The organism is Streptomyces sp. NPDC002055 (assembly GCF_040296705.1).
Classification (GTDB): Bacteria; Actinomycetota; Actinomycetes; order Streptomycetales; family Streptomycetaceae; genus Streptomyces.
Map to the genome: position 1 here is coordinate 27,009 of NZ_JBEOXS010000029.1, position 13,896 is coordinate 40,904.

Here is a 13,896-nt window from a genome sequence, read left to right on the forward strand (position 1 = left end):
GCTACCCCCATCGAGACCGAGAGAAGACTGAGCCATATGGCCACCACTTCGCTTGACCTGGCCAAGGTCCGCAACATCGGGATCATGGCCCACATCGACGCGGGCAAGACGACCACCACCGAGCGGATCCTGTTCTACACCGGTGTGAGCTACAAGATCGGTGAGGTCCACGACGGCGCTGCCACGATGGACTGGATGGAGCAGGAGCAGGAGCGTGGCATCACGATCACGTCCGCTGCCACCACCTGCCACTGGCCGCTGGCGAACGTCGACCACACGATCAACATCATCGACACCCCCGGGCACGTCGACTTCACCGTTGAGGTGGAGCGCTGTCTGCGCGTGCTCGACGGTGCCGTGACGGTGTTCGACGGTGTTGCCGGTGTCGAGCCGCAGTCCGAGACCGTGTGGCGTCAGGCGGACCGCTACGGCGTTCCGCGCATCTGCTTCGTCAACAAGCTGGACCGTACCGGTGCCGAGTTCCACCGCTGCGTGGACATGATCGTGGACCGCCTGGGCGCGGTTCCGCTGGTCATGCAGCTGCCGATCGGCGCGGAGGCGGACTTCAAGGGCGTCATCGACCTGGTGACGATGAAGGCCTACGTCTGGTCCGCCGAGGCGACCAAGGGCGAGATGTACGACACGATCGACATCCCGGAGACCCACGCCGAGGCGGCCGACGAGTGGCGCGGCAAGCTGCTCGAGGCCGTCGCCGAGAACGACGAAGAGATGATGGAGCTGTACCTTGAGGGCCAGGAGCCCACCGAGGAGCAGCTGTACGAGGCGATCCGTCGCATCACCATCAGCTCCGGCAAGGGCGGCGGCACCACCGTCACCCCCGTGTTCTGTGGCACCGCGTTCAAGAACAAGGGCGTTCAGCCCCTGCTCGACGCCGTTGTCCGCTACCTCCCCTCGCCGCTCGACGTCGAGGCCATCGAGGGCCACGCGGTCAACAACCCCGACGAGGTCATCACCCGCAAGCCGTCCGAGGACGAGCCGCTGTCGGCGCTGGCCTTCAAGATCTCGAGCGACCCCCACCTGGGCAAGCTCACCTTCGTCCGGGTGTACTCGGGCCGCCTGGAGTCCGGCACGCAGGTGCAGAACTCCGTCAAGGGCAAGAAGGAGCGCATCGGCAAGATCTACCGGATGCACGCGAACAAGCGTGAGGAGATCGACTCGGTGGGTGCCGGCGACATCATCGCCGTCATGGGTCTGAAGCAGACCACCACCGGTGAGACCCTCTGCGACTCGTCGAACCCGGTGATCCTGGAGTCGATGGACTTCCCGGCTCCGGTCATCCAGGTCGCCATCGAGCCCAAGTCGAAGGGCGACCAGGAGAAGCTGGGCGTCGCGATCCAGCGGCTGGCCGAGGAGGACCCGTCCTTCCAGGTCAACACCGACGAGGAGACCGGCCAGACCATCATCGCGGGTATGGGCGAGCTGCACCTCGACGTGCTGGTCGACCGTATGAAGCGTGAGTTCCGGGTCGAGGCCAACGTCGGTAAGCCGCAGGTCGCGTACCGCGAGACGCTGCGCAAGGCGGTCGACAAGGTCGACTACACGCACAAGAAGCAGACTGGTGGTTCCGGCCAGTTCGCGAAGGTGCAGATCGCGATCGCGCCGCTCGAGGGCGAAGGCTACGAGTTCGAGAACAAGGTCACCGGTGGCCGTATCCCGCGGGAGTACATCCCGTCCGTGGACGCGGGCTGCCAGGAGGCCATGGAGTTCGGTGTACTCGCCGGCTACCCGCTGACCGGCGTGAAGGTGACGCTGCTCGACGGTGCCTTCCACGACGTCGACTCCTCGGAGCTGGCGTTCAAGATCGCCGGTTCGATGGCCTTCAAGGAGGCCGCCCGCAAGGCCAGCCCGGCCCTGCTCGAGCCGATGATGAAGGTCGAGGTCACCACGCCCGAGGACTACATGGGCGACGTGATCGGCGACATCAACTCCCGCCGTGGACAGATCCAGTCCATGGAGGAGCGGTCGGGCGCCAAGCTGGTCACCGGCCTGGTGCCGCTGTCGGAGATGTTCGGCTACGTGGGAGACCTGCGCAGCAAGACCTCCGGTCGCGCGAGCTACTCCATGCAGTTCGACTCCTACGCCGAGGTTCCGCGGAACGTCGCCGAGGAGATCATCGCGAAGGCCAAGGGCGAGTAGCACCTGCTGCTCAGCGTTTAGGCTGGAGCAAAGGCACCCGGACGTTCCGTCGCAGGCCGCACAGCGGTCTGCGGCGGGACCCGGGCGCCGGCCCCCAAGCGAATACGGCCAAGGGCGTCCCCTAGGGGTCCTGGTCGGTTCGGTCAGACCACCTGAACCCATCCGCAAAAAGAGCGGGTGGAGTACAGCACCAGTCCACAGGAGGACCCCAGTGGCGAAGGCGAAGTTCGAGCGGACTAAGCCGCACGTCAACATCGGCACCATCGGTCACATCGACCACGGTAAGACCACTCTTACCGCGGCGATCACCAAGGTGCTGCACGACGCGTTCCCGGACCTGAACGAGGCCTCGGCCTTCGACATGATCGACAAGGCGCCGGAAGAGCGCCAGCGCGGTATCACGATCTCCATCGCGCACGTCGAGTACCAGACCGACTCGCGTCACTACGCCCACGTTGACTGCCCGGGTCACGCGGACTACATCAAGAACATGATCACCGGTGCGGCGCAGATGGACGGCGCCATCCTCGTGGTCGCCGCCACCGACGGCCCGATGCCGCAGACCAAGGAGCACGTGCTCCTGGCCCGCCAGGTCGGCGTTCCGTACATCGTCGTCGCCCTGAACAAGGCCGACATGGTGGACGACGAGGAGATCCTGGAGCTCGTCGAGCTCGAGGTCCGTGAGCTCCTCTCGGAGTACGAGTTCCCGGGTGACGAGGTTCCGGTCGTCAAGGTCTCGGCGCTCAAGGCGCTCGAGGGCGACAAGGAGTGGGGCGAGTCCGTCCTCAACCTGATGAAGGCCGTCGACGACAACATTCCGACTCCGGAGCGTGACGTCGACAAGCCGTTCCTCATGCCGATCGAGGACGTCTTCACCATCACCGGTCGCGGTACGGTCGTCACCGGCCGTATCGAGCGTGGTGTCCTGAAGGTCAACGAGACCGTCGACATCATCGGCATCAAGACCGAGAAGACCACCACCACGGTCACCGGCATCGAGATGTTCCGCAAGCTGCTCGACGAGGGCCAGGCCGGTGAGAACGTCGGTCTGCTCCTCCGTGGCATCAAGCGTGAGGACGTCGAGCGCGGCCAGGTCATCATCAAGCCGGGTTCGGTCACGCCGCACACCGAGTTCGAGGCCCAGGCCTACATCCTGTCGAAGGACGAGGGTGGCCGTCACACCCCGTTCTTCAACAACTACCGCCCGCAGTTCTACTTCCGTACCACGGACGTGACCGGCGTCGTGACCCTCCCCGAGGGCACCGAGATGGTCATGCCGGGCGACAACACCACCATGTCCGTCCAGCTGATCCAGCCGGTCGCCATGGAGGAGGGCCTCAAGTTCGCCATCCGTGAGGGTGGCCGGACCGTCGGCGCCGGCCAGGTCACCAAGATCACCAAGTGATCATCGGTCTGACCCGGTAGCTCGACAGAGCAACCCGAGGAGCCCCGCCCACCGTCAGGTGGGCGGGGCTCCTTGACAGTTGGGCCTCGATTGGCCTTGGGCGTCCCAGGTGTGGCACACTGTCCAGGTTGCTCGGTTGAGTGCCGATGCTGCACGCCTCCCGCCGGGAGGACTGGAAGCGAGTCCCGCAGTACTCGTCATCTCTTATCAGAGGTGGAAGTACGGGAATCTTCCGGGAAGTGTCAGCGGGGCCCCAGCCAGGCACCCGGTGGGTGTTCTCCCCCGGCCGCGGTTCGGCGCCGCGCACCCTTTCGCAGGGAATTCCGTACGGAATTTTCTTGAGAAGGATCGCGACACGCCCGACCGCGTGGGTCGGAGAAGAACGGTGCCTCCCCCGAGGCACAGCACACCGGGTCCCAGAGCGTTACGAGAGACAGGACTACGAAGTAGCCATGGCGGGACAGAAGATCCGCATCCGGCTCAAGGCCTACGACCACGAGGTCATCGACTCCTCGGCGAAGAAGATCGTCGAGACGGTGACCCGCACTGGTGCGTCGGTCGCGGGCCCGGTGCCGCTGCCCACAGAGAAGAACGTGTACTGCGTCATCAAGTCGCCGCACAAGTACAAGGACTCGCGCGAGCACTTCGAGATGCGCACGCACAAGCGCCTCATCGACATCCTCGACCCCACGCCGAAGACGGTCGACTCGCTCATGCGTCTCGACCTGCCGGCGGGCGTCGACATCGAGATCAAGCTCTGAGGTGACGCGCGAGATGGCTAAGCAGATCAAGGGCGTCCTGGGCGAGAAGCTCGGCATGACGCAGGTGTGGGACGAGAAGAACCGTGTCGTCCCGGTCACCGTCGTCAAGGCCGGTCCCTGCGTCGTGACCCAGGTCCGCACCGACGACGCCGACGGCTACAACGCCGTCCAGATCGCCTTCGGCGAGATCGACCCCCGCAAGGTGAACAAGCCCCTCAAGGGCCACTTCGCCAAGGCGGACGTCACCCCGCGCCGCCACCTGGTGGAGCTGCGTACCGCTGACGCCAGCGAGTACACGCTCGGCCAGGAGGTCACCGCCGAGGTGTTCGAGTCCGGTGTGAAGGTCGACGTGACCGGCACCAGCAAGGGCAAGGGCACCGCCGGTGTCATGAAGCGCCACGGCTTCGGCGGCCTCGGCGCCGGCCACGGCACCCAGCGCAAGCACCGCTCGCCGGGCTCCATCGGTGGCTGCGCCACCCCGGGCCGCGTGTTCAAGGGCCTGCGCATGGCCGGCCGCATGGGCAACGAGCGGGTCACCACCCAGAACCTGACCGTCCACGCCGTTGACGCGGAGAAGGGCCTGCTCCTGATCAAGGGAGCGGTTCCTGGTCCGAACGGCGGCCTCGTCCTGGTCCGTACCGCGGCCAAGGGGGCCTGAGGTAACCGATGAGCACCATTGACATCCTTTCGCCGGCTGGCGACAAGGCCGGGACCGTCGAGCTCCCCACGGAGATCTTCGACGTGCAGGTCAGCGTTCCGCTGATCCACCAGGTCGTCGTCGCACAGCTGGCCGCGGCCCGTCAGGGCACGCACAAGACCAAGACCCGTGGCGAGGTCCGCGGCGGCGGCAAGAAGCCGTACCGCCAGAAGGGCACCGGCCGCGCCCGTCAGGGCTCGACCCGCGCCCCGCAGTTCGCCGGTGGTGGCGTCGTGCACGGTCCCGTGCCGCGTGACTACTCGCAGCGGACCCCGAAGAAGATGAAGGCCGCCGCCCTGCGCGGTGCCCTCTCCGACCGGGCGCGCCACAACCGCATCCACGTCGTCGCCGGCGTGGTCGAGGGCGAGGTCTCCACCAAGGCCGCCAAGACCCTGTTCGGCAGGATCAGCGAGCGCAAGAACCTGCTCCTGGTCGCCGACCGGTCCGACGAGGCCGCGTGGCTGTCCGCCCGCAACCTGCCCCAGGTGCACATCCTGGAGCCGGGCCAGCTGAACACGTACGACGTGCTCGTCTCCGATGACGTGGTCTTCACGCAGGCCGCCTTCGAGGCCTTTGTGGCCGGTCCGGCCAAGGCCGGTAAGGCCGTCGCCTCCGAGGCTGAGCTCGAAGGGAGCGACGCCTGATGAGCGAGGCAACTGCAGCGGTCGTCACCAGCAAGACCTTCACGGACCCCCGTGACATTCTGGTCAAGCCGGTGGTGTCCGAGAAGAGCTACGCGCTGCTGGACGAGAACAAGTACACGTTCCTCGTCGACCCGCGTGCCAACAAGACCCAGATCAAGCAGGCCGTCGAGGCGGTCTTCTCGGTCAAGGTCACCGGGGTGAACACGATCAACCGGCAGGGCAAGCGCAAGCGCACCCGCACCGGTTTCGGCAAGCGCAAGGACACCAAGCGCGCCATCGTGACCCTTGCCGAGGGCGACCGCATCGACATCTTCGGCGGCCCGGTCTCCTAACGGAGGCCGGAGCGTCCAGAAGTCCGGAATCTTCCGAGGACTGAGAAATGGGAATCCGCAAGTACAAGCCGACGACCCCGGGCCGTCGTGGCTCCAGCGTCGCCGACTTCGTCGAGATCACGCGGTCCACGCCGGAGAAGTCGCTGGTCCGCCCGCTGCACAGCAAGGGCGGCCGTAACAACGCCGGTCGTGTGACCGTTCGCCACCAGGGCGGTGGCCACAAGCGCGCCTACCGCGTGATCGACTTCCGTCGTCACGACAAGGACGGCGTGCCGGCCAAGGTCGCGCACATCGAGTACGACCCGAACCGCACTGCGCGCATCGCGCTCCTGCACTACGCAGACGGCGAGAAGCGCTACATCCTCGCCCCGGCCAAGCTGGGCCAGGGCGACCGGATTGAGAACGGCGCGGGCGCCGACATCAAGCCGGGCAACAACCTCCCGCTGCGCAACATCCCGGTGGGTACGGTCATCCACGCCATCGAGCTCCGCCCCGGCGGCGGCGCGAAGATCGCCCGTTCCGCGGGCTCTTCCGTCCAGCTGCTGGCGAAGGAGGGCACCTACGCCCACCTGCGGATGCCCTCCGGCGAGGTCCGTCTGGTCGACATCCGCTGCCGCGCCACTGTTGGCGAGGTCGGCAACGCCGAGCAGTCGAACATCAACTGGGGCAAGGCCGGCCGTATGCGCTGGAAGGGCGTTCGCCCGACCGTCCGCGGTGTCGCCATGAACCCCGTCGACCACCCGCACGGTGGTGGTGAGGGCAAGACCTCCGGTGGTCGCCACCCGGTCTCGCCCTGGGGTCAGAAGGAGGGTCGTACTCGCTCGCCGAAGAAGGCCAGCAACAAGTACATCGTCCGCCGCCGCAAGACGAACAAGAAGCGCTAGGAGCGGGTTCAGATGCCGCGCAGTCTCAAGAAGGGGCCCTTCGTCGACGACCACCTGATCAAGAAGGTGGATGTCCAGAACGAAGCCGGTTCCAAGAACGTCATCAAGACCTGGTCCCGTCGCTCGATGATCGTCCCGGCGATGCTGGGCCACACGATCGCGGTGCACAACGGCAAGACCCATGTTCCGGTGTTCGTCACCGAGTCCATGGTCGGCCACAAGCTCGGCGAGTTTGCGCCGACCCGCACCTTCCGCGGCCACGTCAAGGACGACCGCAAGTCGAAGCGTCGCTGACAAGGCGGGGTGCGAAGACTATGACTGACACCGAAGGGACAACCATGGAAGCCAGGGCCCAGGCGCGGTACATCCGCGTCACGCCCATGAAGGCCCGCCGCGTGGTGGACCTCATCCGTGGCATGGACGCCACGGAGGCCCAGGCGGTCCTGCGTTTCGCCCCGCAGGCCGCGAGCGTGCCGGTTGGCAAGGTGCTGGACAGCGCCATTGCCAATGCCGCGCACAACTACGACCACACCGACGCCGACAGCCTCTTCATCTCCGAGGCGTACGTCGACGAGGGCCCGACCCTGAAGCGGTTCCGTCCGCGCGCCCAGGGCCGCGCCTACCGGATCCGCAAGCGGACCAGCCACATCACTGTGGTCGTCAGCAGCAAGGAAGGAACCCGGTAATGGGCCAGAAGGTTAACCCGCACGGGTTCCGGCTCGGCATCACCACGGACTTCAAGTCCCGTTGGTACGCCGACAAGCTGTACAAGGACTACGTCAAGGAAGACGTCGCCATCCGCCGGATGATGACGAAGGGCATGGAGCGGGCCGGCATCTCGAAGGTTGAGATCGAGCGCACCCGCGACCGCGTCCGCGTCGACATCCACACCGCCCGGCCGGGCATCGTCATCGGCCGTCGCGGCGCGGAGGCCGACCGCATCCGCGGCGAGCTGGAGAAGCTCACCGGCAAGCAGGTCCAGCTGAACATCCTCGAGGTCAAGAACCCCGAGACCGACGCTCAGCTGGTTGCCCAGGCCGTGGCCGAGCAGCTGTCCTCCCGCGTCTCCTTCCGTCGCGCCATGCGCAAGAGCATGCAGTCGACGATGAAGGCCGGCGCCAAGGGCATCAAGATCCAGTGCGGTGGCCGTCTCGGCGGCGCCGAGATGTCCCGCTCGGAGTTCTACCGCGAGGGCCGTGTGCCCCTGCACACGCTCCGCGCGAACGTCGACTACGGCTTCTTCGAGGCCAAGACGACCTTCGGCCGCATCGGCGTGAAGGTCTGGATCTACAAGGGCGACGTCAAGAACATCGCCGAGGTCCGCGCCGAGAACGCCGCTGCCCGCGCCGGCAACCGCCCGGCCCGTGGCGGCAACGACCGCCCGGCCCGTGGTGGCCGTGGTGGCGAGCGTGGCGGTCGCGGCCGCAAGCCGCAGCAGCAGTCGGCTCCGGCTGCCGAGGCCCCCAAGGCCGAGGCTCCCGCCGCTGCCGCTCCGGCCGAGTCCACCGGAACGGAGGCCTGACCGTCATGCTGATCCCCCGTAGGGTCAAGCACCGCAAGCAGCACCACCCGAAGCGCAACGGCATGGCCAAGGGTGGCACCGAGCTTGCGTTCGGCGAGTACGGCATCCAGGCGGTGACCCCGGCCTACGTGACGAACCGTCAGATCGAGTCGGCCCGTATCGCCATGACCCGCCACATCAAGCGTGGCGGCAAGGTCTGGATCAACATCTACCCGGACCGGCCGCTCACGAAGAAGCCTGCCGAGACCCGCATGGGTTCCGGTAAGGGTTCGCCGGAGTGGTGGATCGCGAACGTCAAGCCCGGTCGGGTGATGTTCGAGCTGTCCTACCCGAACGAGAAGGTTGCTAAGGAGGCGCTGACCCGCGCCGCCCACAAGCTTCCGATGAAGTGCCGGATCGTCCGGCGCGAGGCAGGTGAGTCGTGATGGCGGCCGGTACCAAGGCGACCGAGCTGCGCGAGCTGAACAACGAGGAACTCGTTGCCAAGCTGCGCGAGGCCAAGGAGGAGCTGTTCAACCTCCGCTTCCAGGCGGCGACCGGACAGCTCGAGAACCACGGCCGGCTGAAGGCCGTCCGCAAGGACATCGCCCGGATCTACACCCTGATGCGTGAGCGCGAGCTGGGCATCGAGACGGTGGAGAGCGCCTGATGAGCGAGAAGAATGTGACTGAGACGAACGACCGCGGCTTCCGCAAGACCCGTGAGGGTCTCGTCGTCAGCGACAAGATGGACAAGACCGTCGTCGTCGCCGTCGAGGACCGCGTCAAGCACGCGCTGTACGGCAAGGTCATCCGCCGTACCAACAAGCTCAAGGCGCACGACGAGCAGAACGCCGCGGGTGTCGGCGACCGCGTCCTCCTCATGGAGACCCGGCCGCTGTCCGCGACGAAGCGCTGGCGCGTCGTCGAGATCCTCGAGAAGGCCAAGTAGGCAATTCCCGCAAGGGAATTTCCAAGATCCATCCTGAAGGCATTCGCCTTCTGGACAGTTCCGCCAGGCTCGGCAGGGACTGGAGAGATCCAGTCCCTGCCGGGAACCGGCAGACGATCAGGAGATAGACGTGATCCAGCAGGAGTCGCGACTGCGCGTCGCCGACAACACTGGTGCGAAGGAGATCCTTTGCATCCGTGTTCTCGGTGGTTCCGGTCGCCGCTACGCGGGCATCGGTGACGTCATCGTCGCCACCGTGAAGGATGCGATCCCCGGTGGCAACGTGAAGAAGGGTGACGTCATCAAGGCGGTCATCGTTCGCACCGTCAAGGAGCGCCGCCGTCCGGACGGCTCGTACATCCGCTTCGACGAGAACGCGGCCGTCATCCTCAAGAACGATGGCGACCCCCGCGGCACCCGTATCTTCGGCCCCGTGGGCCGTGAGCTGCGCGAGAAGAAGTTCATGAAGATCATCTCGCTCGCGCCGGAGGTGCTGTAACCGATGAAGATCAAGAAGGGCGACCTGGTCCAGGTCATCACCGGTAAGGACAAGGGCAAGCAGGGCAAGGTCATTCAGGCCTTCCCCGCTGACGACCGTGTTCTGGTCGAGGGTGTCAACCGGGTCAAGAAGCACACCAAGGCCGGTCAGACCGCTCGCGGTTCCAAGACCGGCGGCATCGTGACGACCGAGGCCCCGATCCACGTGAGCAATGTTCAGCTCGTGGTGGAGAAGGACGGCAACAAGGTTGTCACCCGCGTCGGATACCGCTTCGACGACGAAGGCAACAAGATCCGCGTTGCCAAGCGGACCGGTGAGGACATCTGATGACTGCCACCACCAACGCACCGCGCCTCAAGCAGCGCTACCGCGACGACATCCAGGGCAAGCTGAAGGACGAGTTCTCCTACGAGAACGTCATGCAGATCCCTGGTCTGACCAAGATCGTGGTCAACATGGGTGTGGGCGACGCCGCCCGCGACTCCAAGCTGATCGAGGGCGCCATCCGCGACCTCACCACGATCACCGGCCAGAAGCCGTCCGTCACCAAGGCCCGTAAGTCCATCGCGCAGTTCAAGCTGCGTGAGGGCCAGCCGATCGGTGCCCACGTCACCCTCCGCGGTGACCGCATGTGGGAGTTCCTGGACCGCCTGCTGTCGCTCGCGCTGCCGCGCATCCGCGACTTCCGCGGTCTGTCGCCGAAGCAGTTCGACGGCCGGGGCAACTACACCTTCGGTCTCACGGAGCAGGTCATGTTCCACGAGATCGACCAGGACAAGATCGACCGGGTCCGGGGTATGGACATCACCGTGGTCACCACGGCGACCAACGACGACGAGGGCCGTGCCCTGCTGCGTCACCTCGGCTTCCCGTTCAAGGAGAACTGACCGTGGCGAAGAAGGCTCTGATCGCTAAGGCCGCCCGCAAGCCGAAGTTCGGTGTGCGCGCGTACACCCGCTGCCAGCGCTGCGGCCGGCCGCACTCCGTCTACCGCAAGTTCGGCCTCTGCCGCGTGTGCCTTCGTGAGATGGCTCACCGTGGCGAGCTGCCGGGCGTGACCAAGAGCTCCTGGTAATCACCCCTCTGGGGTGATGCCGGGCTCTCGGTAAGCAAATGGTTGGCGGGCTCCCGTACAAAAAGCCCCTCTGCGCTCCCGTAGAGTAGAGGGGTTGGGCGCCCGCCGCCCATGACCGTCTTACTACGCCGTAGGTCCCCGCGCCGCACCCGTCCCGACATCGTTCGGGGAGAGGGATGGCGCACATAGGAAACCCCGGCGAGAGAGGCCGAAGGCCATCATGACCATGACCGATCCGATCGCAGACATGTTGACCCGTCTGCGAAACGCTAACTCGGCTTACCACGACTCCGTCGTGATGCCGCACAGCAAGATCAAGTCGCACATCGCGGAGATCCTCCAGCAGGAGGGCTTCATCATCGGCTGGAAGGTCGAGGACGCCGAGGTCGGCAAGAACCTCGTCCTCGAGCTGAAGTTCGGCCCCAACCGCGAGCGCTCGATCGCCGGCATCAAGCGGATTTCGAAGCCGGGCCTGCGGGTCTACGCAAAGTCCACCAATCTGCCGAAGGTCCTCGGCGGCCTGGGCGTGGCGATCATCTCCACGTCCCACGGTCTCCTGACCGGACAGCAGGCCAGCAAGAAGGGCGTGGGTGGGGAAGTCCTCGCCTACGTCTGGTAGTCGGGAACGGAGGAAAAGCTCATGTCGCGTATTGGCAAGCTGCCCATCCAGGTTCCCGCCGGCGTGGACGTCACCATCGATGGCCGTACGGTCGCAGTGAAGGGCCCCAAGGGTTCTCTCTCGCACACCGTCGCCGCGCCCATCGAGGTCGCCAAGGGTGAGGACGGCGTGATCAACGTCACCCGCCCGAACGACGAGCGTCTGAACAAGGCCCTCCACGGCCTGTCCCGCACGCTGGTGGCGAACATGATCACCGGTGTGACCACGGGGTACAGCAAGGCGCTCGAGATCAGCGGTGTCGGTTACCGCGTCCAGGCGAAGGGCTCCAACCTGGAGTTCTCCCTGGGCTACAGCCACCCGATCCTCGTCGAGGCGCCGGAAGGCATCACCTTCAAGGTCGAGTCCCCGACCAAGCTCAGCGTCGAGGGCATCGACAAGCAGAAGGTCGGCGAGGTCGCCGCCAACATCCGCAAGCTGCGGAAGCCCGACCCGTACAAGGCCAAGGGCGTCAAGTACGCGGGCGAGGTCATCCGCCGCAAGGTCGGAAAGGCTGGTAAGTAAGCCATGGCATACGGTGTGAAGATCGCCAAGGGCAAGGCCTACAAGGGTGCTGCTCTCAAGCGTCGCCACATCCGCGTCCGTAAGCGGATCTCCGGAACGTCGGAGCGTCCCCGCCTGGTCGTGACGCGGTCCAACCGCCACATGGTCGCCCAGGTCATCGACGACATCGCGGGCCACACGCTCGCTTCGGCGTCGACCCTGGACACGTCCATCCGCGGTGGCGAGGCCGACAAGAGCGCGCAGGCCCAGCAGGTCGGCGCCCTGGTCGCCGAGCGTGCCAAGGCCGCCGGCATCGAGGCCGTCGTGTTCGACCGCGGTGGTAACAAGTACGCAGGGCGGATTGCCGCTCTGGCTGACGCCGCCCGCGAGGCCGGACTCAAGTTCTGAGCCGACCGTCGCGCCAGCGATCGAGTGTCGCTGCGTAGCTAGCGGACGTAAACGAGAGAGGTAATTCCAATGGCTGGACCCCAGCGCCGCGGGAGCGGTGCCGGTGGCGGCGAGCGGCGGGACCGGAAGGACCGGCGGGACGGCGGCGCTGCCGCCGAGAAGACCGCCTACGTCGAGCGTGTCGTCGCGATCAACCGCGTCGCCAAGGTTGTGAAGGGTGGTCGTCGCTTCAGCTTCACCGCGCTGGTCGTGGTGGGCGACGGTGACGGCACCGTGGGTGTCGGATACGGCAAGGCCAAGGAGGTGCCGGCCGCCATCGCCAAGGGTGTGGAGGAGGCCAAGAAGCACTTCTTCAAGGTCCCCCGGATCCAGGGCACCATCCCCCACCCCATCCAGGGCGAGAAGGCTGCGGGCGTCGTCCTGCTCAAGCCGGCTTCCCCCGGTACCGGTGTGATCGCCGGTGGCCCGGTGCGCGCCGTGCTGGAGTGCGCGGGCATTCACGACGTGCTCAGCAAGTCGCTCGGCTCGTCGAACCCGATCAACATCGTGCACGCCACGGTGGAGGCTCTCCGTGGGCTGCAGCGCCCCGAGGAGATCGCCGCCCGTCGTGGCCTGCCCCTCGAGGACGTCGCTCCCGCAGCCCTGCTGCGTGCGCGTGCCGGGGCGGGTGCGTGAGCATGGCCCGCCTCAAGATCACGCAGACGAAGTCCTACATCGGCAGCAAGCAGAACCACCGCGACACGCTGCGTTCGCTCGGGCTGAAGCGCCTGAACGACGTGGTTGTCAAGGAGGACCGCCCCGAGATCCGCGGCATGGCGAACACCGTGCGGCACCTCGTGACGGTCGAGGAGGTCGACTGACATGGCGGAGCAGAACCCGCTGAAGGTCCACAACCTCCGGCCCGCCCCGGGCGCCAAGACCGCCAAGACCCGTGTGGGTCGTGGTGAGGCGTCCAAGGGTAAGACCGCTGGTCGTGGCACCAAGGGCACCAAGGCCCGCTACCAGGTTCCGGAGCGCTTCGAGGGCGGGCAGATGCCCCTCCACATGCGGCTCCCGAAGCTCAAGGGCTTCAAGAACCCGTTCCGCACCGAGTTCCAGGTCGTGAACCTGGACAAGCTGGCCGCGCTCTACCCGCAGGGTGGCGAGGTCACGGTGGCCGATCTGGTCGCCAAGGGTGCGGTTCGCAAGAACCAGCTCGTCAAGGTGCTCGGCACCGGCGAGATCACCGTGGCGCTGCAGGTGACGGTCGACGCCGTCTCCGGCTCCGCCAAGGAGAAGATCACCGCCGCTGGCGGCACCGTCACCGAGCTCGTCTGAGCCCGATGACTCATCCGGCCGGGGATGCCCTCAAATGGGGCATCCCCGGTTGGTCGTTCCAAGGGGGGCACGTGCGCCGGTATGGTGGCGTGCAGTATTGCTGTAA

Annotated in this window: 23 protein-coding genes; all 23 read left to right on the top strand. The window is 66.2% G+C overall.

Translation table 11 applies throughout. The annotated features are described in order from the left end of the window. The first annotated feature begins 36 nt into the window (after positions 1 to 36). The 23 genes from fusA (at position 37) to rplO (ending at position 13,790) form a co-directional block, all read left to right on the top strand. The gene (gene fusA, locus ABT112_RS19375; protein ID WP_351511148.1) at positions 37 to 2,157 is read left to right on the top strand and encodes an elongation factor G; all 2,121 of its coding nucleotides are present in this window, start codon (positions 37 to 39) and stop codon (positions 2,155 to 2,157) included. Between the two features lie 211 nt (positions 2,158 to 2,368). Then, on the top strand, positions 2,369 to 3,562 hold the full coding sequence (tuf, locus tag ABT112_RS19380; protein WP_351511150.1) for an elongation factor Tu: 1,194 nt from the start codon (positions 2,369 to 2,371) through the stop codon (positions 3,560 to 3,562). Positions 3,563 to 4,014: 452 nt separating this feature from the next. Beyond that, the gene (gene rpsJ / locus ABT112_RS19385; protein WP_003948644.1) at positions 4,015 to 4,323 is read left to right on the top strand and encodes a 30S ribosomal protein S10; all 309 of its coding nucleotides are present in this window, start codon (positions 4,015 to 4,017) and stop codon (positions 4,321 to 4,323) included. A 13-nt stretch (positions 4,324 to 4,336) separates the two neighbouring features. Next, positions 4,337 to 4,981 carry a 50S ribosomal protein L3 gene (rplC, locus tag ABT112_RS19390; protein WP_351511152.1) on the top strand — a complete coding sequence of 215 codons (645 nt, stop codon included), beginning with the start codon at positions 4,337 to 4,339 and terminating at the stop codon, positions 4,979 to 4,981. An 8-nt stretch (positions 4,982 to 4,989) separates the two neighbouring features. After that, the gene (gene rplD, locus ABT112_RS19395) at positions 4,990 to 5,664 is read left to right on the top strand and encodes a 50S ribosomal protein L4 (protein WP_351511154.1); all 675 of its coding nucleotides are present in this window, start codon (positions 4,990 to 4,992) and stop codon (positions 5,662 to 5,664) included. Beyond that, positions 5,664 to 5,996 carry a 50S ribosomal protein L23 gene (rplW, locus tag ABT112_RS19400; RefSeq protein ID WP_351511156.1) on the top strand — a complete coding sequence of 111 codons (333 nt, stop codon included), beginning with the start codon at positions 5,664 to 5,666 and terminating at the stop codon, positions 5,994 to 5,996. The genes rplD and rplW overlap by 1 nt, the downstream gene beginning before the upstream one ends. A 47-nt stretch (positions 5,997 to 6,043) precedes the next feature. Beyond that, complete coding sequence (gene rplB, locus ABT112_RS19405) at positions 6,044 to 6,880, top strand: 50S ribosomal protein L2 (RefSeq protein ID WP_351511158.1); 837 nt, start codon at positions 6,044 to 6,046, stop codon at positions 6,878 to 6,880. 12 nt (positions 6,881 to 6,892) lie between these two features. Beyond that, positions 6,893 to 7,174, top strand: coding sequence for a 30S ribosomal protein S19 (gene rpsS, locus ABT112_RS19410; RefSeq protein ID WP_351511160.1), 282 nt, complete (start codon positions 6,893 to 6,895; stop codon positions 7,172 to 7,174). 44 nt (positions 7,175 to 7,218) lie between these two features. After that, positions 7,219 to 7,566, top strand: a complete 348-nt coding sequence (gene rplV / locus ABT112_RS19415; protein WP_003974262.1) for a 50S ribosomal protein L22 — start codon at positions 7,219 to 7,221, stop codon at positions 7,564 to 7,566. After that, positions 7,566 to 8,402: a 30S ribosomal protein S3 gene (rpsC, locus tag ABT112_RS19420; protein WP_351511162.1), complete on the top strand. Its 837-nt coding sequence runs from the start codon at positions 7,566 to 7,568 to the stop codon at positions 8,400 to 8,402. Before rplV ends, rpsC begins: the two co-directional genes overlap by 1 nt. A gap of 5 nt (positions 8,403 to 8,407) precedes the next feature. After that, positions 8,408 to 8,827 (top strand): 50S ribosomal protein L16, encoded by a 420-nt coding sequence (gene rplP / locus ABT112_RS19425; protein WP_351511164.1) that lies wholly within the window; start codon positions 8,408 to 8,410, stop codon positions 8,825 to 8,827. Then, positions 8,827 to 9,051 carry a 50S ribosomal protein L29 gene (gene rpmC, locus ABT112_RS19430; RefSeq protein ID WP_043264893.1) on the top strand — a complete coding sequence of 75 codons (225 nt, stop codon included), beginning with the start codon at positions 8,827 to 8,829 and terminating at the stop codon, positions 9,049 to 9,051. The genes rplP and rpmC overlap by 1 nt, the downstream gene beginning before the upstream one ends. Continuing rightward, positions 9,051 to 9,332, top strand: coding sequence for a 30S ribosomal protein S17 (gene rpsQ / locus ABT112_RS19435; protein WP_351511166.1), 282 nt, complete (start codon positions 9,051 to 9,053; stop codon positions 9,330 to 9,332). The genes rpmC and rpsQ overlap by 1 nt, the downstream gene beginning before the upstream one ends. Before the next feature lie 130 nt (positions 9,333 to 9,462). Further along, the gene (rplN, locus tag ABT112_RS19440; protein WP_003992364.1) at positions 9,463 to 9,831 is read left to right on the top strand and encodes a 50S ribosomal protein L14; all 369 of its coding nucleotides are present in this window, start codon (positions 9,463 to 9,465) and stop codon (positions 9,829 to 9,831) included. A gap of 3 nt (positions 9,832 to 9,834) precedes the next feature. Further along, entirely contained in the window at positions 9,835 to 10,158 is a 324-nt protein-coding gene (gene rplX / locus ABT112_RS19445; RefSeq protein ID WP_351511168.1) for a 50S ribosomal protein L24, read from the top strand. After that, positions 10,158 to 10,718: a 50S ribosomal protein L5 gene (gene rplE / locus ABT112_RS19450; RefSeq protein ID WP_351511170.1), complete on the top strand. Its 561-nt coding sequence runs from the start codon at positions 10,158 to 10,160 to the stop codon at positions 10,716 to 10,718. The genes rplX and rplE overlap by 1 nt, the downstream gene beginning before the upstream one ends. A 2-nt stretch (positions 10,719 to 10,720) precedes the next feature. Then, entirely contained in the window at positions 10,721 to 10,906 is a 186-nt protein-coding gene (locus ABT112_RS19455) for a type Z 30S ribosomal protein S14 (RefSeq protein ID WP_003956452.1), read from the top strand. Between the two features lie 220 nt (positions 10,907 to 11,126). Next, on the top strand, positions 11,127 to 11,525 hold the full coding sequence (gene rpsH, locus ABT112_RS19460) for a 30S ribosomal protein S8 (RefSeq protein ID WP_351511171.1): 399 nt from the start codon (positions 11,127 to 11,129) through the stop codon (positions 11,523 to 11,525). Between the two features lie 21 nt (positions 11,526 to 11,546). Beyond that, entirely contained in the window at positions 11,547 to 12,086 is a 540-nt protein-coding gene (gene rplF / locus ABT112_RS19465; RefSeq protein ID WP_351511173.1) for a 50S ribosomal protein L6, read from the top strand. A 3-nt stretch (positions 12,087 to 12,089) separates the two neighbouring features. Further along, entirely contained in the window at positions 12,090 to 12,473 is a 384-nt protein-coding gene (gene rplR, locus ABT112_RS19470; RefSeq protein WP_351511175.1) for a 50S ribosomal protein L18, read from the top strand. Between the two features lie 69 nt (positions 12,474 to 12,542). After that, complete coding sequence (gene rpsE, locus ABT112_RS19475) at positions 12,543 to 13,148, top strand: 30S ribosomal protein S5 (protein ID WP_351511177.1); 606 nt, start codon at positions 12,543 to 12,545, stop codon at positions 13,146 to 13,148. A gap of 2 nt (positions 13,149 to 13,150) precedes the next feature. Next, entirely contained in the window at positions 13,151 to 13,333 is a 183-nt protein-coding gene (gene rpmD, locus ABT112_RS19480) for a 50S ribosomal protein L30 (protein ID WP_351511179.1), read from the top strand. A 1-nt stretch (position 13,334) separates the two neighbouring features. Continuing rightward, positions 13,335 to 13,790: a 50S ribosomal protein L15 gene (gene rplO / locus ABT112_RS19485; RefSeq protein ID WP_351511181.1), complete on the top strand. Its 456-nt coding sequence runs from the start codon at positions 13,335 to 13,337 to the stop codon at positions 13,788 to 13,790. Positions 13,791 to 13,896 lie beyond the last annotated feature (106 nt).

What these genes read in the sequence shown, in the direction of transcription:
- rpsS (WP_351511160.1), top strand. Translation starts at nt 6,893, where the DNA reads ATGCCGCGCAGTCTCAAGAAGGGGCCCTTCGTCGACGACCACCTGATC.
- rpsJ (WP_003948644.1), top strand. Translation starts at nt 4,015, where the DNA reads ATGGCGGGACAGAAGATCCGCATCCGGCTCAAGGCCTACGACCACGAG.
- rplE (WP_351511170.1), top strand. Translation starts at nt 10,158, where the DNA reads ATGACTGCCACCACCAACGCACCGCGCCTCAAGCAGCGCTACCGCGAC.
- rplV (WP_003974262.1), top strand. Translation starts at nt 7,219, where the DNA reads ATGGAAGCCAGGGCCCAGGCGCGGTACATCCGCGTCACGCCCATGAAG.
- rplX (WP_351511168.1), top strand. Translation starts at nt 9,835, where the DNA reads ATGAAGATCAAGAAGGGCGACCTGGTCCAGGTCATCACCGGTAAGGAC.
- rplB (WP_351511158.1), top strand. Translation starts at nt 6,044, where the DNA reads ATGGGAATCCGCAAGTACAAGCCGACGACCCCGGGCCGTCGTGGCTCC.
- rplW (WP_351511156.1), top strand. Translation starts at nt 5,664, where the DNA reads ATGAGCGAGGCAACTGCAGCGGTCGTCACCAGCAAGACCTTCACGGAC.
- rplC (WP_351511152.1), top strand. Translation starts at nt 4,337, where the DNA reads ATGGCTAAGCAGATCAAGGGCGTCCTGGGCGAGAAGCTCGGCATGACG.
- rplR (WP_351511175.1), top strand. Translation starts at nt 12,090, where the DNA reads ATGGCATACGGTGTGAAGATCGCCAAGGGCAAGGCCTACAAGGGTGCT.
- rpsE (WP_351511177.1), top strand. Translation starts at nt 12,543, where the DNA reads ATGGCTGGACCCCAGCGCCGCGGGAGCGGTGCCGGTGGCGGCGAGCGG.
- rpmD (WP_351511179.1), top strand. Translation starts at nt 13,151, where the DNA reads ATGGCCCGCCTCAAGATCACGCAGACGAAGTCCTACATCGGCAGCAAG.
- rpsC (WP_351511162.1), top strand. Translation starts at nt 7,566, where the DNA reads ATGGGCCAGAAGGTTAACCCGCACGGGTTCCGGCTCGGCATCACCACG.
- rpmC (WP_043264893.1), top strand. Translation starts at nt 8,827, where the DNA reads ATGGCGGCCGGTACCAAGGCGACCGAGCTGCGCGAGCTGAACAACGAG.
- rplP (WP_351511164.1), top strand. Translation starts at nt 8,408, where the DNA reads ATGCTGATCCCCCGTAGGGTCAAGCACCGCAAGCAGCACCACCCGAAG.
- rpsH (WP_351511171.1), top strand. Translation starts at nt 11,127, where the DNA reads ATGACCATGACCGATCCGATCGCAGACATGTTGACCCGTCTGCGAAAC.
- rplO (WP_351511181.1), top strand. Translation starts at nt 13,335, where the DNA reads ATGGCGGAGCAGAACCCGCTGAAGGTCCACAACCTCCGGCCCGCCCCG.
- rplF (WP_351511173.1), top strand. Translation starts at nt 11,547, where the DNA reads ATGTCGCGTATTGGCAAGCTGCCCATCCAGGTTCCCGCCGGCGTGGAC.
- rpsQ (WP_351511166.1), top strand. Translation starts at nt 9,051, where the DNA reads ATGAGCGAGAAGAATGTGACTGAGACGAACGACCGCGGCTTCCGCAAG.
- fusA (WP_351511148.1), top strand. Translation starts at nt 37, where the DNA reads ATGGCCACCACTTCGCTTGACCTGGCCAAGGTCCGCAACATCGGGATC.
- rplD (WP_351511154.1), top strand. Translation starts at nt 4,990, where the DNA reads ATGAGCACCATTGACATCCTTTCGCCGGCTGGCGACAAGGCCGGGACC.